This window comes from Streptomyces viridosporus T7A, assembly GCF_008704515.1.
In the GTDB taxonomy this organism is placed as follows: domain Bacteria; phylum Actinomycetota; class Actinomycetes; order Streptomycetales; family Streptomycetaceae; genus Streptomyces; species Streptomyces viridosporus.
In genome coordinates this window covers 3,014,949-3,037,191 of sequence record NZ_CP023700.1, presented here as the reverse complement: position 1 = coordinate 3,037,191, position 22,243 = coordinate 3,014,949, and the positions used below count along the sequence as shown (strand labels likewise).

At 72.5% G+C, this 22,243-nt stretch carries 15 protein-coding genes; 14 read left to right on the top strand and 1 reads right to left on the bottom strand.

All coding sequences use genetic code 11. The features are described 5' to 3' along the window. Positions 1 to 427: 427 nt before the first annotated feature. On the top strand, positions 428 to 1,633 hold the full coding sequence (locus tag CP969_RS14110; RefSeq protein WP_004988152.1) for a hypothetical protein: 1,206 nt from the start codon (positions 428 to 430) through the stop codon (positions 1,631 to 1,633). A gap of 95 nt (positions 1,634 to 1,728) precedes the next feature. Here CP969_RS14110 and CP969_RS14105 read toward each other — a convergent pair whose 3' ends face one another. After that, positions 1,729 to 2,610 carry a DUF2637 domain-containing protein gene (locus tag CP969_RS14105; RefSeq protein ID WP_016826291.1) on the bottom strand — a complete coding sequence of 294 codons (882 nt, stop codon included), beginning with the start codon at positions 2,608 to 2,610 and terminating at the stop codon, positions 1,729 to 1,731. A 555-nt stretch (positions 2,611 to 3,165) separates the two neighbouring features. Here CP969_RS14105 and CP969_RS14100 point away from each other — a divergent pair. The 13 genes from CP969_RS14100 to CP969_RS14040 all read left to right on the top strand — a co-directional run bounded on the left by CP969_RS14100 (position 3,166) and on the right by CP969_RS14040 (position 22,219). Further along, a complete protein-coding gene (locus tag CP969_RS14100) occupies positions 3,166 to 4,260 on the top strand; it encodes a hypothetical protein (RefSeq protein ID WP_016826292.1) in 1,095 nt (364 codons plus the stop codon). Between the two features lie 470 nt (positions 4,261 to 4,730). Further along, positions 4,731 to 5,507 carry a TIGR03936 family radical SAM-associated protein gene (locus CP969_RS14095; RefSeq protein WP_016826293.1) on the top strand — a complete coding sequence of 259 codons (777 nt, stop codon included), beginning with the start codon at positions 4,731 to 4,733 and terminating at the stop codon, positions 5,505 to 5,507. A 260-nt stretch (positions 5,508 to 5,767) separates the two neighbouring features. Beyond that, entirely contained in the window at positions 5,768 to 10,069 is a 4,302-nt protein-coding gene (locus CP969_RS14090) for an Rne/Rng family ribonuclease (RefSeq protein ID WP_150474928.1), read from the top strand. A 214-nt stretch (positions 10,070 to 10,283) separates the two neighbouring features. Beyond that, positions 10,284 to 11,351 carry a glucose-1-phosphate thymidylyltransferase gene (locus CP969_RS14085; protein ID WP_004988168.1) on the top strand — a complete coding sequence of 356 codons (1,068 nt, stop codon included), beginning with the start codon at positions 10,284 to 10,286 and terminating at the stop codon, positions 11,349 to 11,351. Further along, complete coding sequence (rfbB, locus tag CP969_RS14080; protein ID WP_016826296.1) at positions 11,348 to 12,409, top strand: dTDP-glucose 4,6-dehydratase; 1,062 nt, start codon at positions 11,348 to 11,350, stop codon at positions 12,407 to 12,409. Before CP969_RS14085 ends, rfbB begins: the two co-directional genes overlap by 4 nt. A gap of 110 nt (positions 12,410 to 12,519) precedes the next feature. Beyond that, positions 12,520 to 13,443, top strand: a complete 924-nt coding sequence (gene rfbD / locus CP969_RS14075; protein WP_016826297.1) for a dTDP-4-dehydrorhamnose reductase — start codon at positions 12,520 to 12,522, stop codon at positions 13,441 to 13,443. Next, positions 13,440 to 15,431 carry a glycosyltransferase family 2 protein gene (locus CP969_RS14070; protein ID WP_016826298.1) on the top strand — a complete coding sequence of 664 codons (1,992 nt, stop codon included), beginning with the start codon at positions 13,440 to 13,442 and terminating at the stop codon, positions 15,429 to 15,431. The genes rfbD and CP969_RS14070 overlap by 4 nt, the downstream gene beginning before the upstream one ends. An 11-nt stretch (positions 15,432 to 15,442) precedes the next feature. Next, complete coding sequence (gene rfbC / locus CP969_RS14065) at positions 15,443 to 16,036, top strand: dTDP-4-dehydrorhamnose 3,5-epimerase (protein ID WP_004988175.1); 594 nt, start codon at positions 15,443 to 15,445, stop codon at positions 16,034 to 16,036. A 203-nt stretch (positions 16,037 to 16,239) separates the two neighbouring features. Further along, positions 16,240 to 16,560, top strand: coding sequence for a 50S ribosomal protein L21 (rplU, locus tag CP969_RS14060; RefSeq protein ID WP_004988176.1), 321 nt, complete (start codon positions 16,240 to 16,242; stop codon positions 16,558 to 16,560). Positions 16,561 to 16,574: 14 nt separating this feature from the next. Continuing rightward, entirely contained in the window at positions 16,575 to 16,829 is a 255-nt protein-coding gene (gene rpmA / locus CP969_RS14055; RefSeq protein ID WP_004988181.1) for a 50S ribosomal protein L27, read from the top strand. Positions 16,830 to 16,935: 106 nt separating this feature from the next. Next, complete coding sequence (obgE, locus tag CP969_RS14050) at positions 16,936 to 18,381, top strand: GTPase ObgE (RefSeq protein WP_004988188.1); 1,446 nt, start codon at positions 16,936 to 16,938, stop codon at positions 18,379 to 18,381. A 194-nt stretch (positions 18,382 to 18,575) separates the two neighbouring features. Then, positions 18,576 to 20,126, top strand: coding sequence for an alkaline phosphatase D family protein (locus tag CP969_RS14045; RefSeq protein ID WP_016826299.1), 1,551 nt, complete (start codon positions 18,576 to 18,578; stop codon positions 20,124 to 20,126). Positions 20,127 to 20,722: 596 nt separating this feature from the next. After that, on the top strand, positions 20,723 to 22,219 hold the full coding sequence (locus tag CP969_RS14040; RefSeq protein ID WP_004988190.1) for a bifunctional cytidylyltransferase/SDR family oxidoreductase: 1,497 nt from the start codon (positions 20,723 to 20,725) through the stop codon (positions 22,217 to 22,219). The last annotated feature ends 24 nt before the right edge of the window (positions 22,220 to 22,243 follow it).

The following is a 22,243-nucleotide window of genomic DNA, read 5'->3' as shown; positions in this document are numbered from 1 at the left end:
ACGCGGCGCCGACGCCGGGCGGTCACTCGCACTGACGTGAGCGGGGCACTCGGTCGGGTGAGGGGTGCCCTGGCGGGGCGAGTGAGGGCGAGATAGCCGCTGCGCCGGCTGCCGTCGGGGTTCCGGGCCGTCGGCCCGGAACCCCTACCCCTCTGCCGGCATCCGGAGGAGCCTCGGACATCCACTCAGCGGTGGAGCGGGTCCGAGACCCTCCGGCGACCGTGGAGCCCCCTCCGGACCGGAGGGGGCTCCACGGCGTCCGCGGCGTGGAGACGCCCCTGCACGGCCGGGCTCCGGCCCCAGGCGTGGAAGGCTGCGACCTCGGCGAGGGGCCGGCGGGCGCGCCGGGATTGTGCCGGTTCCGGGCCGCCCGCACGGAAGGGGAAAGCAGCCTGCGCGGGCTTCGTTGAGCCTCTAACATCGCCACGTGACTGACATCACCGGAGTCGGTCGAGGGGGAATCGGTGCCGTGCGTGCCGCTCTGCTCGGCTGGCGAATCCTCAACCAGCGCCGCTGGTACTGGTATTTACGTTACCAAGCGGTCGTCGGTGCCCTGATGTTACGGGACGACACCGATGAGCCGGTGCCGCCGGAGATCAATGAAGCGGCTCTGCGGATCTGTGAGATCCTCGACGCCCTTTTCGTTCCCATGGAAGTTCGAGGCGGCCTGTTCAACAAGATCGGCCGTTGGATACGGGAGAAGGTCACGCAAGGCGTTCGTTACCCGCTCCACGACGCCGCCGCGGGCTACACCTATTGGGATCGTCTTTATGCGTGGGCCAGGGAGGCGGCGGAGACGCGGGAGGGAAGCGCGGCTCTCGACTATGCCGACTTTCCGGTCAGGGAAGACCGTTCCCACCTCTTCGCGAAGAGGTTCGTGGCGAAGACTTCGGCCCTGCTGCTGAGCCATGCGCTGCCGGATTCGCTGAATCGGTTTCGTGAAAGGATGGCCTTCCAGGTCCATCGCGGTCCCACGTGGGCCGACGCCTCGGCCAGGCATCGGCGTATCGCTGCGACGGCGCGCACGGCGACCGCCGGTGTGGCCTCGACGGTACTGACGTATGTCGGATTCAACCAGGACCTCGTCAACTCACTCGGCATCGGTGGGCTCACCTTGGCCTCCACGGCCGTGGTCGAGGCGACGAGCGGTGGGTACAGCGGCCTCACGGAACCCATGAAAGCCGCTCGCCGTCAGGCCCGCGACTGGCTTGCCACGATGTCCTTGTGGCTCGTGCAGTACGTGACTTGGCGGGACGGCGAGATTCGGGAGGGGCGGACCGAGGGCGTTCACCAACTCCTGGGGATCTTGACCGCGCTCCGAGCCGAGGAGGCCACGCTTGACCGGCCGCAGGACACCGAGCGGATCGAGCGGCACCTGCAACGCCTGATCGAGGCGGCGAACAGGGTGGGCGACACCGACCTCGAGACCGCGCTGATGAACGTCGAGAGCGCCGTCCTCTACCGCCCTGCGCACATAGTGAACGCCTTGTCGGCGCTTATCGCACTTGTCGAGGGCGTCACGGACCTTCCGGGTCCCACTCCTGGGCCTTCCCTGGGGAGGGCCGATCCGCCGGGGAACGTTCCCCGGCAACTCGGACGGCCTGACTCCGAGCCTTTGCCGCGGGCCGAGTGACGCGCGAGGGGCGCCGCGGGCGCGGATGAGGAAGCGGCCCCCGCCGTCGACGGGGGCCGCTGGAGGTTCCCCGCCGTCGGCGGCGGACGCGGGGCCTACGGGGTGCGCTGTCCGGAGTGTCGGTCGGAGGGCAGGTCGCGCCGGTAGGAGGGGGCCGGGTTCCCGAACCGCTGCCGGCCGCCGGGGGCGGCGAGCGGTGCGGTGCGGGGGGTGGAGGGCCGCTGCCGGTGGCGCGGGGCGGCCCGGCGGGGCGGTCGGGTCAGGGTGATCTGGCGGACGAGTTGCTGGAAGCACGCCAGCGCGGCGACTCCCGGCAGCGCGGCGGCGGCGGTGTCGGTGAGGGTGCGCGGCGCCTGGGCGACGCAGAGCAGGACCGCGACGGACGAGAACAGCAGGACGACGAACCAGGAGTGCAGGGCGCGTCGTTGGTGCAGTGCCGCGCGGAGGACGGACAGGGAGCCCGCCAGCCAGGGGCCGTAGACGAGCACGGGCCACCAGGCCGATGAACTGCCGCTGCTGTGCGCCGTGGTGACGAGGAGCAGTGGTTCGTAGGCGACCACGCCGCTGAAGACGCTCACCATCGACACGGTGATCGCGGCCAGGGCGGCGATGGCGTAGCTGGCGAGTCGTACGGCGTCGGGGCGTCTGCGCGGGGTGAGTCTGCGGTGGCCGCGCGGGGCGGTGCGCAGGGGCGGCAGTTCGGCGGTGATCTCCTGGAGGTTGCCCAGGGGGCTGCCGGTGGGGGGAGCGGTGGCCGGCGCCTCGTCGTGAGGGGGCGGCATGGTGCCGCCGTATTCGTTGCCGCGGGCTTCCTGGAGCAGGTAGGCGAGTTCTTCGGCCGGGTCCCAGGGTGGGACCGGTGGTTCCACGGGCTCTTCGTAGACGGTCGAGGCCCGGTGCCGGCCGGTGCCCGGTCCCTCGTTCTGGATCGGGAAGTCGGGGTTGTACCAGAGGTGGTCGAAGCGTTCGTCGTTCATGTCAGGAGGGGTTCATCGGGCCGGTGTGCAAAGAGGATGTCGGCCGGTTCGACCCGGCGGCCGGCCGGGGCGGACCCCACCTGCTGAAGCGTGGCGGAAAACTGTTCGGGATCGGTTCGGTGACGTGCAATACGGAAGGTGCGCCGTTTTCCACGGGCGTGCCCCCGGCCTCGGGTGGGGGGTGTGCCGAGGCCGGGGTGCGGAGGTAGGGGCCCACGGACGGCCCGCGGACAGAGGTCGGGCCGCTCGGCTCCCCGTCGGGCACGAGCGGCCCGGGCGTGCTTGCCTTCGTCATACAGCGACTAACGGTGGGCCTTTTCACTTGGATGCGCGGCGAATGAGTGAACAGTCGTAGGGGAAAATTATTTTATATAAGCCTGGTCGGCCGTGGACCTCGCCCTCTGAAAAAAGGATTTTTCCCTTGGGGGCGGGGCTCGGCCAAAGGTTCTCGGCGGGTGTCCGCGAAATGCGTGGCGCCGATCGGCGTTCAGCATATGAGGCGTATAACTCCCGGGGTGCGGGATCCGTGCGGGCCGCCCCGGCGTCTGTGCCGGTATGGATCTGGAGAAGTCGGCTCCCGCGGCGCGGGGGGACGCGCCCCGGGCCGAGGGGTGTCTGGTCGTGGCGGTCCGCATGCCCGTGCGGATCGTGGCGCTCGTCCTGGTCGTACCGGTGCGGATGGCGTGGGACGCGCTCGTCGTCGCCGGACGGTTCCTGAACGACACCGTGTTCCGGCCGCTCGGACGGGGGGTGTCGTGGATCGGGCGGGCGGTGTTCGTGTGGCCGTTCGTGAGCCTGTGGCGGTATGTCCTCGTGCCGCTGGGCAGGGTGTCGGCCCGGCTCGGGAAGGTGCTGGTGGTCCTCCCCGCCGTGGGACTGTACCGCTGGGTGCTGACTCCCCTCGGCCATGCCCTGACGTGGTTGTACGCGCGGGTCCTGACGCCCGTCGGGCACGCGGTGGTGCGGGCGCTCGGGGCGGTGGGCGCCGTGTTCGCCGCGATCGGGGCCGGGGTGTGCGCGGGCCTGGCCCTGCTGGCGCGGTACCTCGTCGTGGTGCCCTCGGTGTGGCTGTACACCTGGGTCCTCGCGCCGGCCGGGCGCGCCGTCGCGCGGTGCGCGAGGGGGCTCGTGCGGCTGGTGACGGTGATCGTCACCGGTGTCGGCGCGGTGCTGTACTGGATCGTCCGGATCCTGCTCGTGCTGCCCGCGCTCCTCGTGTGGCGCCGGGTCCTCGTGCCCGTCGGCGGTGTCCTCGCCGTCGTGGCGCGGGAGGTCGGGGAGGCTCTCGGGCACGCCTGGCGCGTCGCCGGACGCGTCTCGCTCGCCGTCGGGCGGTTCCTGGGGACCCTCGTGCGGTGGACCCTCGTGGAGCCGGTGCGGTGGGTGTACCGGAGCGTGCTGACACCGGTGGGGCACGTCGTGCGCGACACCGTGCTGCGGCCCGCCGCCGGGGCCGCCCGCCGTGCGGGCCGTGCCGTACGCGAGGCCCTCGCCGCCGCCCGCACCACGGCCCGGCAGGTCCGCGCCGACGTCCGCCGGATGTTCCTCGGCGAGGCGGAGCCGCCACGGCCCGGAGGGACGCGGAAGCCGGTGCGAGCACGCGGGACGCGGCGCGCGGGCGAGGGGACGGACACGCTCACGAGGAGCTGACCGCCGCTTTCCGCCGCCGCGGCCCGCCGCACGGCCTGTCCGGGCGGTGCCCCGGGTCTGCGGTTCCCCACCGGATCACTGCGCGCCGGCCGCTCCCGGAAGCCGGGCCGGCTCGCACCCGGAGCGGTGTCCGGCGGCCGGACGCCGCGCTCCCTCGGCTCCCTCGCGGTGACGGGCTCCTGCGTCGAGGGGACCTCCACCGGCCACGACGCCCACCGACGCCGCTCGGGCCGGGCGACGACCGCCGTCCGGCCACTTTCCCGGGCCGCCGCCGGGAACCGGCGGCCCGCCTTGCACGTACCCTGGGTAGGACGACGACCGCTTCCGGCGCGGTGCCCCACCGGGACCGGACCGCCGGGACGTCGCCGCACGGCCGTACGCTGGAAGGGAGGCGCACCCGCGCCCCCCTGCAACGAGGAGAAGATCCACTGGGCAAGCGACAGCCCGAAGGCCCGCCGCCCGCACCCGCGGTGCAGCGCATCCGACTGCGCTACACCAAGCGCGGCCGCCTCCGGTTCACCAGCCACCGTGACTTCCAGCGCGCCTTCGAGCGTGCGCTGCGCCGCGCCGAGGTGCCGATGGCGTACTCGGCGGGGTTCACGCCGCACCCGAAGGTGTCGTACGCCAATGCCGCACCCACCGGCACGGGCAGTGAGGCGGAGTACCTGGAGATCGCGCTCACGGAGCCGCGCGACCCCGAGCGGCTCCGGGCCCTCCTCGATACGTCGCTGCCCGCCGGGCTCGACGTCATCGAGGCGGTCGAGGCCCGCACGTCGGGGCTCGCCGACCGGCTCACGGCCTCCGTGTGGGAGCTGCGGCTGGACGGTGTCGCCCCCGAGGACGCCCGCCGCGCGGTGGACACCTTCAACGCGGCCGAGGCCGTCGAGGTCCAGCGCCGGACCAAGAACGGCGTCCGCACCTTCGACGCCCGCTCCGCGGTCGCCGGCCTGGACGCGGTGGAAACGCACTCCTCGTCGACCGATAGGCCGAGCGACCGGCCCTGTGCGATACTGCGGCTGGTTGTTCGGCACGTGACGCCTGCCGTACGACCCGACGACGTCCTGTCCGGTCTCACCGCCGTGGCCGACCTGGCGCCGCCGGTCCCCGCAGCGGTGACCAGGCTGGCGCAGGGGCTGTTCGATGAAGAGACCGGCACGGTGACCGACCCGCTCGCGCCCGACCGCGAGGCAGCAGCGACCGAGCCGCATCCGGCCGCCGCCACTGCCGCCGCGCCGGCGCCGGTGTAAGGAAGGTTCCGCGTAGGGACGGACGTCGTAGCGCCGCCCTCGAACTCGGGAGCCACCTGGGTCGGGCAGCGCACCGACCAGAAGACTTTCGCCAGGCCGTGCGCATTCGGCGTACGGAACCGGTGAGACAGGACACAGAGAGCTCCCGAGCGGCGCCCGCGCCCCGGACGGCGGCCACCGCGCATCGCGCGGGCCGCGGACGTCACCGGCATCGCCGGACCAGGTGCGGCGCCCGGGAGCCTGACGGGAGAAACGCCCGCATGCTCGAACCGATCGAGCCCACCGAGGGCTCCGAACCGAACACCCCCAGCGACACCCTGCCGCCGCGCCGGAGGCGCCGTGCGGCGTCCCGCCCGGCCGGCCCGCCCGCCGTGACGGCCGGCACGGCCGAGACCGTCACGCCGGCCATACCGGCCGCGGAGCCCGTCGGCACTGCGGTGCCTTCCGGGGCTGACGAGTCCGCCGAGCCCGTGGCGCAGCAGAGTGCCGAGGCCGGGAAGGAGAGCCGCGAAGCGGCTCCCGAGGCGTCCGGGACCGCCGCGCCGCGTCGTCGCCGCGTCGTTCGCCGTGCCTCCGCGCCCGCCGGGGCGCCGGTGGCGGCGGAGGCCGCCGAGACCGTCGTAGCGGCGAGCGCTCCGGCCGCGCCCGAGGACACCGAGGCCCTCGGGACCCCTGAGGCTCCCGCACGGACCGCCGCCTCCTCCGAGGACGCCGCTCCCCGGCGCACCCGCCGCCGCGCGACGCGCAGTGCGACCTCACCGACGGCGGCCACCGCCGGAAAGACGGAGAGCGCCGAGGCACCGGAGCCGGCGCCGTCCGCGCGGGCCACCGGGGCCGAGGAGGCCCCCGAAGCCGGGGAAGCCACCGCCGAGGTCTCCGAGGCGCCCGCGGCAGCCGAGGCCACCGTGGCCGCAGAGACCACCGAGCCCGCCGAGACCACCGAGGACACCGCGCCGCGCCGTACCCGGCGTCGCGTCTCGCGCCGTGCCACCGCGCCCGCCGGGGCGGCGGAGGGCGACGCGGGCGAGTCCGCGCGGACCACCGCCTCTCCCGGCGCCGCCGAGGAGGCCCCGGTGGCCGAAACGCCCGCGAAGAGCGTCGAAACCCCCGCGAAGAGCGCCGAAGCGCCCGCCGCCGAGCCGGCCGGGCCCGTGCAGGCCGCGCCCGGGGAAGCCGAGGCCGCCGCTCCGCGGCGCCGCCGCCGGGTGACCCGCAAGGCCGCCGCCGGGTTCGCCGAGCCGGCGCGCTCCGCCGAGCCCGCCCGGGCCGAGGCCGAGACCGCTCCGCGGCGTCCGGCACGTCCGGCCGTCGCCGTGTTCCAGCCGCCCGTCTTCACCGAGCCCCGGTTCCAGACCCCGGAGCGGGCCGCCGCCGAGGCGGCCGCCGGGGTGGCCGAACCGGCGGAGCCCGAGGAGACCGAGGAGTGGGCCGAGGAGCAGCAGCCCGCCGCCTCGCGCCGCCGGCGGCGCCGGGGTGCGGGCGACGAGGCCGAGGCCGCGCCCGCCGCCGAGGCCGTCCCCGCGACCCGCACCGAGGACGAGGCCGAGGAGGCCGACGAGTCGGCCGAGGACCACGCCGAGGGCGAGGACCAGGAGGACGGCGAGACCGCCGGTTCGCGCCGTCGCCGTCGCCGGGGCGGCCGCCGCCGCAGGCGCGGCGAGTCCGCCGAGAACGACGCCGAGGGCGGCGAGTCCGCGGACACCGAGAGCGACCGGGTCTTCGCCGAGCAGGCCGCCCAGGACGCCGAGGACACCGCGGAGCAGGCCGAGGAGGACGCGGAGGACGCGGAGGAAGCCGCCGAGCAGTCCCAGGAGGGCCCGGACGCCGGGACGGGCTCCAGCAGCAGCCGGCGTCGTCGCCGCCGCCGTCGCCGGGCCGGTGACAGCACCGGCGAGGCCGAGCCCGCCTCCGACGACCCCGAGCGCACCGTCGTCAAGGTCCGCGAGCCGCGCAAGGCGGCCGAGCCGTCCGACGAGGTGCAGTCCATCAAGGGCTCCACGCGCCTGGAGGCGAAGAAGCAGCGCCGCCGCGAGGGCCGCGAGCAGGGCCGCCGCCGGGTGCCGATCATCACCGAGGCCGAGTTCCTGGCCCGTCGCGAGGCCGTCGAGCGCGTGATGGTGGTCCGCCAGCACGGCGACCGCACGCAGATCGGCGTCCTGGAGGACGGCGTGCTCGTCGAGCACTACGTCAACAAGGAGCAGGCGACCTCGTACGTCGGCAACGTCTACCTCGGCAAGGTGCAGAACGTGCTGCCGTCGATGGAGGCCGCCTTCATCGACATCGGCAAGGGCCGCAACGCCGTGCTCTACGCGGGCGAGGTCAACTTCGAGGCGCTGGGCATGGCGAACGGCCCGCGCCGCATCGAGTCCGCGCTGAAGTCGGGCCAGTCGGTCCTGGTCCAGGTCACCAAGGACCCGATCGGGCACAAGGGCGCCCGCCTGACCAGCCAGGTCTCCCTCCCGGGCCGCTACCTCGTGTACGTCCCCGAGGGCTCGATGACCGGCATCAGCCGCAAGCTGCCCGACACCGAGCGGGCCCGGCTGAAGACCATCCTCAAGAAGATCGTCCCCGAGGACGCGGGCGTCATCGTGCGCACCGCCGCCGAGGGCGCGAGCGAGGAGGAGCTGCGCCGGGACGTCGAGCGGCTGCAGGGGCAGTGGGAGGACATCCAGAAGAAGTCCAAGAACGGCAACGCGCCGACGCTGCTGTACGGCGAGCCGGACATGACCGTCCGGGTCGTGCGGGACATCTTCAACGAGGACTTCTCCAAGGTCGTCGTCAGCGGTCCCGACGCCTGGGAGACCATCCACGGCTACGTCTCCCACGTCGCGCCGGACCTCGCCGACCGGCTGCAGAAGTGGACCAGCGAGGTCGACGTCTTCGCCACGTACCGGATCGACGAGCAGCTCGCCAAGGCGCTGGACCGCAAGGTCTGGCTGCCCAGCGGCGGTTCGCTGGTGATCGACCGGACCGAGGCGATGGTCGTCATCGACGTCAACACCGGCAAGTTCACCGGTCAGGGCGGCAACCTCGAGGAGACGGTCACCAGGAACAACCTGGAGGCGGCCGAGGAGATCGTGCGCCAGCTGCGGCTGCGCGACCTCGGCGGCATCATCGTCATCGACTTCATCGACATGGTCCTGGAGTCCAACCGGGACCTGGTGCTGCGGCGCCTGCTGGAGTGCCTGGGCCGCGACCGTACGAAGCACCAGGTCGCCGAGGTGACGTCGCTGGGTCTGGTCCAGATGACCCGCAAGCGGGTCGGCCAGGGCCTGCTGGAGTCGTTCTCGGAGACCTGCGTCCACTGCAACGGGCGCGGTGTCATCGTCCACCTGGACCAGCCCGCGGCCGCCGGTGGCGGCGGCAAGCGCCGCAAGCGGGCGCGTGCCGGTGCGGCGGACCAGCCGCACGAGCACGAGGCCGTCGCGAGCGCCGAGACGGCCGAGCAGGAGGCGGAGGCGGAGACCGAGGCCCCCGAACCGGTCGCCCTGCCGGTGTCCTCCTCCGAGCTCCCGGCTTCGCTCGAGCAGGGAGGCGCCCCCATCGCGCCGGACGAGGAGCTGTACAGCAGCGTCGCCGAGGCGGAGGCCGCGGCCGCACGCGGACGGACGCGCCGCCGGGCGAGCCGGCGGGTGTCGGCCCCGGCCGGTGCGCCGAAGCGCGAGACGGTCAGGGCCGACCGGCCCGCGGCCGAGGTGCCGACCGCCCAGGACGTGACGGCGGAGCAGGAGGCCGCGCGTCCGGTGCTTCCGGAGCCGGCCGCCGAGGCACTGGCCGAGCCCGCCGCCGTCGAGGACGCGGTGGTCGCCGAGCCGGTGACCGAGGCCCGGGAAGCCGAGGCCCCGGCCGCCGAGGAGGCCGCCCCCCAGGGCCGCACGCGCCGCCGCGCGACCCGCAGGGTCTCCGCGCCGACCGGTTCGCCGCAGGGAGCGGAGGCCGCGGTGGTGACGGTGACCGAGCCCGTGCCCACGGTCACCGAGGCGCCCGAGCCGCAGGCGGAGGAGGCTCCGGCCGCCCCGGCCGAGGCTCCCGCCGAGGCCGCGGCCCCGGCCCGCCCGCGCCGTCGCGCGGTGCGCAAGCCCACCACGCCCACCGCGTCCGAGGAGGCGGCCGTCGTGGTCGTCCCGTCGGCTCCGGCGGAGGAGACGGTCCCGGTGGACGGGGCGGCGCCTGCCGAGGAGCCCGCGCCGGCCGTCGCCGAGGAAGCGGCCGCCGAGGCCGCTCCGGCCAAGAAGGCCGCCCGCACGGCGGCCAAGAAGGCCACGGCGAAGAAGGCCGCCACGAAGAAGACGGCGGCCAAGAAGACCGTCGCCAAGAAGACGACGGCCAAGAAGGCGGCGAAGGCCACCGAGGCGACCGCCGCCGAGGAGCCCGCCACCGAGGCGACCGCCACCGAGGCGACCGCCGCCAAGACGACCGCCAAGAAGGCGACCGCGAAGAAGGCGACGGCCAAGAAGACCACGGCGAAGAAGACGACGGCCAAGAAGGCGGCGGCGAAGAAGACCGCGGCGGCCGAGCAGCAGTCTCCTGCGTCCGTGTCGACCACCGCCGACGAGGACTGACGTCGGACCGTACGAAACCGCGATCCGCCCCCGGCCGAGCCGGGGGCGGATCGCGGTTTTGTCGGTATTCGACTGTCGCACAAGAATCGAATACGTGAATGATGGGTGAATCGACGTTCCTGTGTCAGGGTTATGATGTGGTCTGAGATTAACGCCAATTTCGGACAAACAGGGACTTTCCTCCCTGCGCAAGCAGAGTATTGGGGCGCAATACGTGAAAGCTCTCGTGCTTTCGGGGGGAGCGGGGACCCGCCTCCGTCCCATCACCCACACCTCGGCCAAACAGCTGGTGCCCGTAGCCAACAAGCCGGTGCTCTTCTACGGCCTGGAGGCGATCGCCGAAGCAGGGATCAACGAGGTCGGCATCATCGTCGGCGACACCGCGGACGAGATCCGGGAGGCGGTGGGGGACGGCTCCCGCTTCGGGATCGAGGTCACCTACATCCCGCAGGAAGCGCCCCTGGGACTCGCGCACGCCGTCCTCATCGCCCAGGACTTCCTCGGTGACGACGACTTCGTCATGTACCTCGGCGACAACTTCATCGTCGGTGGCATCACCGGGCTGGTGGAGGAGTTCCGCACCGAACGGCCCGACGCGCAGATCCTGTTGACCAAGGTCCCCAACCCCACCTCCTTCGGCGTCGCCGAACTCGGCGGCGACGGCCGGGTGGTGGGCCTGGAGGAGAAGCCGAAGCAGCCGAAGAGCGACCTGGCGCTGGTCGGCGTCTACCTGTTCACCCCGGCCATACACGAGGCGGTCCGCTCCATCGAGCCCTCCTGGCGCGGCGAGTTGGAGATCACGCACGCCATCCAGTGGCTGATCGACGAGAAGCGGGACGTCCGCTCCACCACGATCTCCGGGTACTGGAAGGACACCGGCAACGTCACCGACATGCTGGAGGTCAACCGGTCCGTCCTGGAGACCCTGGAGTCCCACAACGCGGGCGCGGTGGACGGGACCAGCGAGATCATCGGCCGGGTGCGCATCGAGGAAGGCGCTCGCATCAGCGGCAGCCGGATCGTCGGACCCGCGGTCATCGGCGCGGGTACGGTGGTCAACGACGCGTACATCGGCCCCTTCACCTCGGTGTCCGAGGGCTGCCGGATCGAGGACAGCGAAATCGAGTACTCCATCGTCCTGCGGGGCTCGTCCGTGACCGGCGTGCGCCGGGTGGAGGCCTCGCTCATCGGGCGCAACGTCGAGGTCACGCCCGCTCCCCGTAACCCCAAGGCCCACCGGCTCGTGCTCGGTGATCACAGCAAGGTGCAGATCTCCTCATGACGGCCCCCTCCTCTCCCGCCCGCCCGACCCAGGCCTCTCCCGCCCGCCCGACCCAGGCACCTCCCGCCCGCCCGACCCGGATCCTGGTGACCGGCGGCGCCGGCTTCATCGGCTCGCACTACGTCCGTACGCTGCTCGGCCCCCAGGGCCCCGGCGATGTCGCGATCACCGTCCTGGACAAGCTGACGTACGCGGGCAACCCGGCCAACCTCGACGAGGTGCGCGCGCACCCCGGGTTCGCCTTCGTGCAGGGCGACATCTGCGACCCGGAGCTGGTCGGCAAGCTGATGGCCGAGCACGACCAGGTCGTGCACTTCGCGGCCGAGTCGCACGTCGACCGCTCGATCGACGGCGGCGCGGAGTTCGTCCGCACGAACGTGGTCGGCACCCACACGCTCATCGACGCGGCGCACCGGGCCGGCATCGAGACCTTCGTGCACATCTCCACCGACGAGGTCTACGGCTCGATCGACGAGGGCTCCTGGCCCGAGACCCACCCGCTGCAGCCCAACTCGCCCTACTCCTCGGCGAAGGCATCCAGCGACCTGATCGCGCTGTCCTACCACCGCACCCACGGCCTGGACGTCCGCGTCACCCGCTGCTCCAACAACTACGGGCACCACCACTTCCCCGAGAAGGTCATCCCGCTCTTCGTCACCAACCTCCTCGACGGCAAGAAGGTCCCGCTGTACGGCGACGGCGGCAACGTCCGCGACTGGCTGCACATCGACGACCACGTCCAGGGCATCGAGCTGGTCCGCACCAAGGGCCGCGCGGGCGAGGTCTACAACATCGGCGGCGGCACCGAACTCTCCAACCGGGAACTCACCGAGCTGCTGCTGGAGGCGTGCGGCGCCGACTGGGAGACCAGCGTCGAGTACGTCGAGGACCGCAAGGGCCACGACCGCCGCTACTCCGTCGACTGCACGAAGATCAGCGAGGAACTGGGCTACGCACCGCGCAAGGACTTCCGCGAGGGACTCGCCGAGACCGTCCAGTGGTACCGGGACAACCGCGACTGGTGGGAGCCGCTGAAGGAGCGCGCGGCGCTGCGCTGACGCGCCCCGCCCCTGCGGGCCCGGGACCGTCCCGGGCCCGTTCCGGCATTCCCGCGCGCCCGGCTCCCGGCGGTGGCCCGCGCCATCCGGCACAGAGGACAAGAAGAGGAATGAACCCGATCAAGGAACAGGCAGACGCCCCGGCCGGCTGGCTGGTCACCGGGGCGGGCGGCATGCTCGGCCAGGACGTGCTGGCCCGGCTGGCCGCGGCGGGCGAGCGGACCACCGCCCTGGACCGGGCGGCGCTGGACCTCACGGACGCGGACGCCGTACGGCGGGCGCTCCAGAACCACCGGCCCGCCGTGGTCGTCAACTGCGCGGCCTGGACCGCCGTGGACGACGCCGAGACCCGCGAGGCCGAGGCGCTCGCGATCAACGGCGACGGCCCGGCCCATCTGGCCGACGCCTGCGCCCGCACCGGCGCCGTCCTGCTCCACGTCTCCACCGACTACGTCTTCGCCGGCGACGCCACCGCGCCGTACGCCGAGGACGCCCCCACCGCCCCGCGCAGCGCCTACGGCCGCACCAAGCTCGCCGGCGAGCAGGCCGTCCTGAGCACCCTCCCGGACCGCGGCTACGTCGTCCGCACCGCCTGGCTGTACGGCGCGGGCGGCCCCAACTTCGTCCGCACCATGATCCGCCTGGAGGGGCAGCGCGAGACCCTGGACGTCGTGGACGACCAGCGCGGCCAGCCCACCTGGAGCGCCGACCTGGCCGGTCTGCTGCTCGCGCTGGGGCGCGCGGCCCTGGCCGGTACCGCCCCCGCGGGCGTCTACCACGGCACCAGCTCCGGCGAGACCACCTGGTACGGCTTCACCCGGGAGATCTTCCGCCTGCTCGGCGCCGACCCGGACCGGGTCCGTCCCACCACCAGCGAAGCGTTCGTCCGCCCCGCCCCGCGCCCGGCCTACAGCGTGCTCGGCCACCAGCGCTTCGCCGCGGCCGGCATCGAGCCGCTGCGCGACTGGCGCGAGGCGCTCACCGAGGCGTTCCCGGAGATCCACCGGAGCCACGAGAAGGAGAACCCGGCGTGACAGTCAAGGTCAGCGTCGTCATCGCGGTCTACAACCCGGGCAAGTACGTCGAGGACTGCGTCAGGGGACTGCTGCGGCAGAGCCTTCCCCCCGACGAGTTCGAGGTCTTCTTCGTCGACGACGGCTCCACCGACGAGACCCCCGCCCGGCTGGACCGGCTGGCGGCCGAGCACCCCCACATCCACGTCATCCACCAGGAGGCCTCCGGCTGGTCCGGCAAGCCCCGCAACACCGGCATCGACGCCGCCCGGGGCGAGTACGTCATGTTCGTCGACCACGACGACTGGCTCGGCGACGAGGCACTGGAGCGGATGTACGACTACGGCAAGGCGAACGACGCCGACGTGGTCGTGGGAAAGATGGCGGGCATCGGCCGCCCGGTCCCGCAGGAGCTGTTCCGGGTCAACCGGCCGCGCGCGACGGTGGAGAACGCGCCGCTGATCGACAGCCTCACCCCGCACAAGATGTTCCGGCGGGAGTTCCTCGAGCAGCACGGCATGCGCTTCAAGGAGGGCCGCCGCCGGCTGGAGGACCACGTCTTCGTCGTCGAGGCCTACCTGCGGGCCAGGAGCGTCGCCGTCCTCGGCGACTACCTGTGCTACTACCACATCACCCGCGACGACGGCTCCAACGCCGGCTTCCAGCGCTTCGACCCGGTCGGCTACTTCAAGAACCTCCGCGAGGCCCTCGACGTGGTCGAGGAGCTCACCGAGCCCGGCCCGCTGCGCGACAAGCTGTTCAGCCGCTGGCTGCGCAACGAGATGGTCGAGCGGCTGCGCGGCAACCGGCTGCTCAAGCTCCCCGAGGACTACGCCGAGGAGCTGTACCGCGAGATCCGCGGTGTGATCACCGAGCGTTTCGGTCCGGGCGTGTTCGCCCGGGTCGCCCCCACCCAGCGGGTGGTGGCCGGGCTGATCGCCGCCGACCACTACCAGGACGTCCGCGCCCTCGCCCAGTGGGAGGCCGGGATCAGGCCCACCGGCACCCTGGACTCCCTGGCCTGGGAGGACGGCGCCCTGAACATCGGCTTCACCGCCGAGTACCAGGTCGACGGCGAGCCGATGACCTTCCGCCGGGAGGGCGGGCGCGACCTGCTCGGCCTGCCGCTGTCCGACCGCGCGCTCGAGACGCTGGCGGGACAGGACATCACCCTGGACGCCCCGGTCGACAAGAGCGACGTGGACCTGGTGGTCCGCCACCGCGAGGACGCCAGGCAGTACTACCTCCCGGTCGCGTGCGAACGGCACCGCCTGGACGCGGGGGACGGCTCCTTCCGCCAGCGGATCACCGCGCGCGCCGTCCTCGACCCGGAGACCGCGGCCGCGGGCGCGCCCCTGGACAAGGGCATCTGGGACCTGCACCTGCGCATCAAGTCCTGCGGCTGGAGCAAGGAGACCCGGCTCGGCGCGGTGCGCGGCGAGGACGTGGAGGCCGGGCGGCTGGCCGCGCTCACCGGTGAGCCGAGGCGGCTGGTCCTGCCGTACTGGACCGACGGGCCGGGCAACCTCTCCCTCGACGTCGACCAGCACACCAACAAGCTGGAGCGCGAGGCGGTGGCCCTGATGGACCCGGCCGAGGCCGTGGTCGACGGATCCGCCGTACGGCTGCCGCTGCCGCTGCACGTCGCGGCGGCCACCGGGGACCCGGTGCGGCTCCGCTTCGAGCGCAAGAACGTGGGCAAGTTCCCGGCCGACGCCGTGGTGGACGGCCGCACGGTGAGCGCCACGCTGCCGCTGGAGGAGCTCACCGGCAAGCGCTGGGCCGTCCGGATCGGCGTGCCGTCCGCCGGCCGCGGCGCGGCGAAGTGGACCCGGCTCCCGGTCGACGTGGTGGTCGCCGCGGACGGCGCCGCCCGGGTGATCGACCGGCACACCCCGCCCGCCGCGCAGGAGCCGGCCCCCAAGAAGCCCGCCCCGCCCCGCCCCCTGTGGCGCCGGGCCGCCGGGCGGGTCAAGCGCTCACTGACGAACCAGCAGAAGAAGAACTGAGGACCCCTTCGATGCGACCCCTTTCCCTCTCCGGTGCCTGGGTGCACGAGCCGAAGCTCTTCCCCGACGGCCGGGGCAGCTTCCACGAGTGGTTCAAGGCCCCGGTCTTCAACGAGGCGGTCGGCCACCCGCTCACGCTGGCCCAGGCCAACATGTCCGTCTCCAGCCGGGGCACCCTGCGCGGCATCCACTTCGCCGACGTGCCGCCCGGCCAGGCCAAGTACGTCAAGTGCGTGCGCGGCGCGGTCCTCGACGTGATCGTGGACATCCGGACCGGCTCGCCCACCTTCGGCCGGTGGGAGGCGGTCCGCCTGGACGACCGGGACCACCACGCGGTCTACCTCTCCGAGGGCCTCGGCCACGGCTTCATGGCGCTCACCGAGGACGCCACCGTGGTCTACCTCTGCTCCGAGGGGTACGCCCCCGAGCGCGAGCACGGCATACACCCGCTCGACCCGGCGCTCGGCATCGACTGGCCCGGGGACCTCACGCCGCTGCTCTCCGCCAAGGACGAGCAGGCGCCCACCCTGGCCGAGGCCCGGGAGCGGGGCCTGCTGCCCTCCTACGAGGCGTGCGTGGCCTACCGGGAGAGCCTCGGCGGCTGAACCGCCCGGGTCGGACCCGCCCGGGGCCGGTTTGACCCGTTCGGCCACGGCCCCGTAACCTGGACCGTCGGCATGTCCAGTGACAAGCCACATCCCCGTAAACCTCTTCCTCCGGAGCGCACGGTGTTCCGGAGAGGCCGCTCGCGTGCCGCGGGCGGCTGGACTGCGGGGGTGCCGTTCCCGAGCGAGAGAGTGAGTTCCGCGTGTACGCCATCGTGCGCAGCGGTGGTCGCCAGCACAAGGTTGCTGTCGGCGACATCGTCGAGGTTGACAGGATTTCCACCGCCAAGGTCGGCGACACGGTCGAGCTCTCGACCCTGCTCGTCGTCGACGGCGACTCCGTGACCAGCGACCCGTGGGTGCTGGCCGGCATCAAGGTCCAGGCCGAGGTCGTGGACCACCACAAGGGCCAGAAGATCGACATTCTGCGCTACAAGAACAAGACCGGCTACCGCCGTCGGCAGGGCCACCGCCAGCAGTACACGGCGATCAAGGTCACTGAGATCCCCGCGGCTGCGAAGTAAGGGACTGAGGAGAGATGGCACACAAGAAGGGCGCATCGTCCACCCGGAACGGCCGCGACTCGAACGCCCAGCGGCTCGGCGTGAAGCGCTTCGGCGGTCAGGTCGTGAGCGCGGGTGAGATCCTCGTCCGCCAGCGCGGCACCCACTTCCACCCCGGCGCCGGCGTCGGTCGCGGCGGCGACGACACGCTGTTCGCGCTGCAGGCCGGTGCGGTGGAGTTCGGCACCAGCCGCGGCCGCAAGGTCGTGAACATCGTTCCGGTCGCCTGACCGGAAGCTTTCGCGAGGCGGACCTCACTTCCCCGGCGGGAAGGCGGGTCCGCCTTTCGCGTGTTAGACCGAGAACCGATCCGTACGTTTCTGGAGGCACCCCACCATGACCACCTTCGTGGACCGCGTCGAACTGCACGTCGCCGCGGGTAACGGAGGCCACGGCTGTGCCTCCGTCCACCGCGAGAAGTTCAAGCCGCTGGGCGGACCGGACGGCGGGAACGGCGGACGCGGCGGCGATGTGATCCTCACCGTCGACCAGTCCGTCACCACGCTGCTCGACTACCACCACTCCCCGCACCGCAAGGCCACCAACGGCAAGCCCGGCGAGGGCGGCAACCGGTCCGGCAAGGACGGCCAGGACCTCGTCCTGCCGGTGCCGGACGGGACCGTCGTCCTCGACAAGGCGGGCAACGTCCTCGCCGACCTCGTCGGACACGGGACCTCGTACGTCGCGGCCCAGGGCGGGCGCGGCGGACTCGGGAACGCGGCCCTGGCCTCGGCGCGGCGCAAGGCGCCCGGGTTCGCGCTGCTCGGCGAGCCGGGGGACCTCCAGGACATCGTCCTGGAGCTGAAGACGGTCGCCGACGTGGCGCTCGTGGGGTACCCGAGTGCCGGCAAGTCGTCCCTCATCTCCGTGCTCAGCGCCGCCAAGCCCAAGATCGCCGACTATCCGTTCACCACGCTGGTGCCGAACCTGGGCGTGGTCACCGCCGGGTCCACCGTCTACACCATCGCCGACGTCCCCGGGCTGATCCCGGGGGCCAGCCGCGGCAAGGGGCTCGGGCTGGAGTTCCTGCGCCACGTGGAGCGGTGCAGCGTGCTCGTGCACGTGCTGGACACCGCCACGCTGGAGTCCGACCGAGACCCCCTCTCCGACCTCGACGTCATCGAGGAGGAGCTGCGGCAGTACGGCGGTCTCGACGACCGGCCGCGGATCGTCGTCCTCAACAAGATCGACGTCCCTGACGGCAAGGACCTCGCCGAGATGGTGCGGCCCGATCTGGAGGCGCGCGGTTACCGCGTCTTCGAGGTGTCGGCCGTCGCCCACATCGGGCTGCGGGAGCTCTCCTTCGCCCTGGCGGAGCTGGTGGCCCGGGCGCGGGCCGCCAAGCCGAAGGAAGAGGCGACGCGGATCGTCATCCGGCCCAAGGCCGTGGACGACACGGGCTTCACCGTCACCCGCGAGGAGATCGGCGGCGAGCCGCTGTTCCGGGTGCGCGGCGAGAAGCCCGAACGCTGGGTCCGCCAGACGGACTTCAACAACGACGAGGCCGTCGGCTACCTCGCCGACCGGCTCAACCGCCTCGGCGTCGAGGAGGAGTTGATGAAGGCCGGTGCCCGGTCCGGCGACGGCGTCGCCATCGGGCCCGAGGAGAACGCGGTCGTCTTCGACTGGGAGCCGTCCGTGACGGCCGGCGCGGAGATGCTCGGCCGGCGCGGCGAGGACCACCGCTTCGAGGCGCCCCGCCCCGCCGCCCAGCGGCGACGCGACCGGCAGGCCGAACGGGACGAGGCCGAGCGGGAGTACGACGGCTTCGAACCGTTCTAGCCGTTCCGGCCCCGGGCGTCGTCCGGCGCTCACTTCCTCGACCCGTCGCGGCCACGGGACGTTCCCGTGCCGCGGCGGGTTTCCTGTTGTCTCCCTGCTTGTCATGAACGCGAGCTGTTGGGTTCAGCGCACGGACTGCCCCGAGGGTGACCTTCCCCCTGTCCAAGAGGTTCGCGAGGCAGGGGAGTTCGCCGATGACCGGAGCAGTTCCGCCCAACCGCCGCCGGGTTCTGACCGCCGGTGCCGCCGTGCTCGGCGCCGCGGCGGCCGGCCAGTTGTGGCTGCCCGCCACCGCCCGGGCTGTCGAAAAGCCTTTACCCGACGGGGTGTTCAGCCTGGGCGTCGCCTCCGGTGACCCACTGGCGGACGGGATCGTGCTGTGGACCCGGCTCGCCCCCGATCCGCTGAACGGCGGCGGCATGCCCGACCGCACCGTGCCGGTGGAGTGGCAGCTCGCCACCGACGCCGGGTTCAAGGGGATCGTCCGCCGGGGCACCGCCCGGGCCCGGCCGGCGTACGGGCACAGCGTCCACGTCGACGTCCGCGGGCTGCGCCCCGGCACCACGTACTGGTTCCGCTTCCGCGCCGGCGGGCAGCTCTCGCCCGTCGGCCGCACCCGCACCGCGCCCGCCCCGCACAGCGCCGGCGGCCGTCTGCGCGTCGCGCTCGCCTCCTGCCAGAACTGGCAGCACGGCTACTTCACCCCGTACGCCGACATGCGGGAGCAGGACCCGGACGTGGTGGTGTTCGTCGGCGACTACATCTACGAGTCGACGCCGTCGGCGACCGGCGTACGGCGCCACGAGGGCACCGGGGAGCCGTACGGCCTGGCCCAGTACCGCAACCGGTACGCCCAGTACCGTTCCGACCCCGACCTCGCGGCGATGCACGCCCACGCCCCCTTCGTGGTCACCTTCGACGACCACGAGGTCGACAACGACTTCGCCGGCGAGATCCCGCAGGACCCCGACAAGCAGCCGCACGACGCGTTCGTCGCCCGGCTGACCGCCGCCTACCAGGCGTACTACGAGCACATGCCGGTCCGCGCCACCGCCGTCCCGAACGGCCCGCACATCCGCATGTACCGCCGACTGGAGTTCGGCCGGCTCGCCCGGCTCAACGTGCTGGACACCCGGCAGTACCGCAGCGACCAGGCCACCAGCCAGGAGGGCGCCCAGGACCCGTCGCTGACCATGCTCGGCGCCGCGCAGCGGCGGTGGCTGGTCGACGGGCTGCGCCGCTCGCCCGCCCGCTGGAACCTGATCGCCTCCCAGATCATGATGGCCGAGACCGACCTCCGGGTCGGCCCGGGCAAGCTCTGGTTCTACGACGCCTGGGACGGCTACCAGGCCGAACGGAACGCGCTGCTGGAGGAGTTCGCGCGGGTGCGCAACCCCGTGGTGCTCACCGGCGACCGGCATCTGACGATGGTCGGCGACCTCAAGGCGGACTTCGCCGATCCGGACTCGGCGGTCGTGGGCGCCGAGTTCGTCGGCACCTCCATCTCCAGCAACGGCGACCAGGACCAGGCCGCCTTCGCCCGGGAGTGGGACCCGCGGCGTGCGGACAACCCGCACTGGAAGCTGCTCGACGCCCACCGCGGCTACCACCTGTTCGACATCCGCCCCGACCGCATCGACGCGCGCGTGCGGGTCGTCGACACCGTCGTGGAGCCGCGGGCCACGCCGAGCACGCTGGCCACGCTGCGGGTGGAGGCCGGCCGGCCCGGCGTCCACCTGGTCTGAGACCGCCGCCCGGCGGGAGGGGCCCCGGCGCTCGCGCGAGCGCCGGGGCCCCTCCCGCGTCCCGGGGACCGCGCGCCGTCCCCCTCTTCTCACCGTCGTTCTCCCGGCTCCCCGGAGCCGGAATGCGGCGGAATCCCGACGGGAATTCCGCGGTAATACCTCCCGGCGGTGCCGGAATACGGAGAACCCGTGCGGTCCCGTCGCGAAGACGTGAAGATCCGGGCCGTGTTCCCGGCGCGGCCCCGCACGGGCCGACCCGCCGTGACCGCCGTACGGCACGGGGCGTACGGTGCACCTGACATCGCCGGAGGAACCGCGAAGGTCCCCGGTCACCGCTGTCCGGAGCGACTGCGACCGCGGTCGTGACCGCGCCCGCGCCGAGCACGCCGTTCGCGTCGCGCACGGCAACCGCCCGACTCCTGTGGACTTACTCACAGCAATTCCCGGGGTGTTCCGGGAACCGTCGCCGAGCCCCAGGAGTCATAGGTGAATGACGGGTTGCGCGCACATTTGCTGTCAAGGTCGCTCACCTTGCACTGCGGTAACCACAAGTGGGACCATTTCGAGGTCCCCTGTCGCCCCAAGGTAGGTCACCTGTGTCCCAGCACATAGCCAAGCCCCGTACCACCGCAGTGATCCTGGCCGGTGGTACCGGTCAGCGGGTGGGTCTGTCGATTCCCAAGCAACTGCTGAAGATCGCCGGCAAGGCAGTCATCGAGCACACCCTGGCCACCTTCGAGAAGGCCGACTCGATCGACGAGGTCATCGTGCTGATGGCGCAGGGGTATGTGCCCGACATCGAGAAGATCGTCGCCAAGGCCGGGTTCACCAAGGTCACCAAGGTCATCGAGGGCGGCTCGACCCGGAACGAGACCACCGAGCGGGCCATCGCCGCGCTCGGCGAGGGCCTGGCCGAGGGCGAGGACCTCAACGTCCTCTTCCACGACGCCGTCCGCCCGCTGCTGTCGCAGCGCGTCATCGACGACTGCGTGAGCGCGCTGGAGCGCTACCAGGCCGTCGACGTGGCCATCCCGTCCGCGGACACCATCATCGTCACGCGCACCCACGGCGAGGACGGCGAGTTCATCACCGAGATCCCGGACCGCTCCCGGCTGCGCCGCGGCCAGACGCCGCAGGCCTTCAAGCTGTCCACCATCCGCCGCGCCTACGAGGTCGCCGCCGGCGACCCGAACTTCCAGGCCACCGACGACTGCTCGGTCGTGCTCAAGTACCTGCCGGACGTGCCGATCCACGTCGTCGCGGGCGACGAGTACAACATGAAGGTCACCCAGCCCGTCGACGTCTTCATCGCCGACAAGCTCTTCCAGCTCGCCTCCACCGCCGCGCCCGAGCAGAACGGCGAGGAGGCCTACCGCGAGCTGCTCACCGGCAAGACCCTGGTGGTCTTCGGCGGTTCGTACGGCATCGGCAAGGACATCGCCGAACTCGCCGAGTCCTACGGCGCCACCGTCTACGCGCTCGGCCGCTCCACCACCGGCACCCACGTGGAGAACCCGGAGGAGGTCGACGACGCGCTGTCCAAGGCGTACGCCGAGACCGGCCGCATCGATTACGTCGTCAACACCGCGGGCGTGCTGCGCATCGGGAAGCTCGCCGAGACCGACAACGCCACCATCGAGGAGGCGCTGAAGGTCAACTACCTGGCCCCCGTGCAGATCGCCCGCTCCGCCTACAAGTACCTGGCCGAGACCAAGGGGCAGTTGCTGCTGTACACCTCCAGCAGCTACACCCGCGGGCGCGCCGAGTACAGCCTGTACTCCTCCACCAAGGCCGCGATGGTGAACCTCACCCAGGCCCTGTCCGACGAGTGGGCCGGCGACGGCGTCCGCGTCAACTGCATCAACCCGGAGCGCACCGCCACGCCGATGCGCACCAAGGCCTTCGGCCAGGAGCCCGCGGGCAGCCTGCTCTCCTCCGAGGCGGTGGCCCGCACCTCGCTGGACGTGCTGCTGTCGGAGCTCACCGGTCACGTCATCGACGTGCGCCAGCAGGACCCGACCGCGGGCGCGGCACGGGCCTCCGGCTTCGAACAGGCGCTGGCCTCGGTGCTGGACCGTCAGGACGGCGTGTAATAATCAAGGGCAAATAAACTCAGG

Coding starts and splice junctions, on each gene's coding strand:
- CP969_RS14105 (WP_016826291.1), bottom strand. CDS start 2,610: ATGAACGACGAACGCTTCGACCACCTCTGGTACAACCCCGACTTCCCG.
- CP969_RS14100 (WP_016826292.1), top strand. CDS start 3,166: ATGGATCTGGAGAAGTCGGCTCCCGCGGCGCGGGGGGACGCGCCCCGG.
- CP969_RS14090 (WP_150474928.1), top strand. CDS start 5,768: ATGCTCGAACCGATCGAGCCCACCGAGGGCTCCGAACCGAACACCCCC.
- rfbB (WP_016826296.1), top strand. CDS start 11,348: ATGACGGCCCCCTCCTCTCCCGCCCGCCCGACCCAGGCCTCTCCCGCC.
- rfbD (WP_016826297.1), top strand. CDS start 12,520: ATGAACCCGATCAAGGAACAGGCAGACGCCCCGGCCGGCTGGCTGGTC.
- rfbC (WP_004988175.1), top strand. CDS start 15,443: ATGCGACCCCTTTCCCTCTCCGGTGCCTGGGTGCACGAGCCGAAGCTC.
- rpmA (WP_004988181.1), top strand. CDS start 16,575: ATGGCACACAAGAAGGGCGCATCGTCCACCCGGAACGGCCGCGACTCG.
- obgE (WP_004988188.1), top strand. CDS start 16,936: ATGACCACCTTCGTGGACCGCGTCGAACTGCACGTCGCCGCGGGTAAC.
- CP969_RS14045 (WP_016826299.1), top strand. CDS start 18,576: ATGACCGGAGCAGTTCCGCCCAACCGCCGCCGGGTTCTGACCGCCGGT.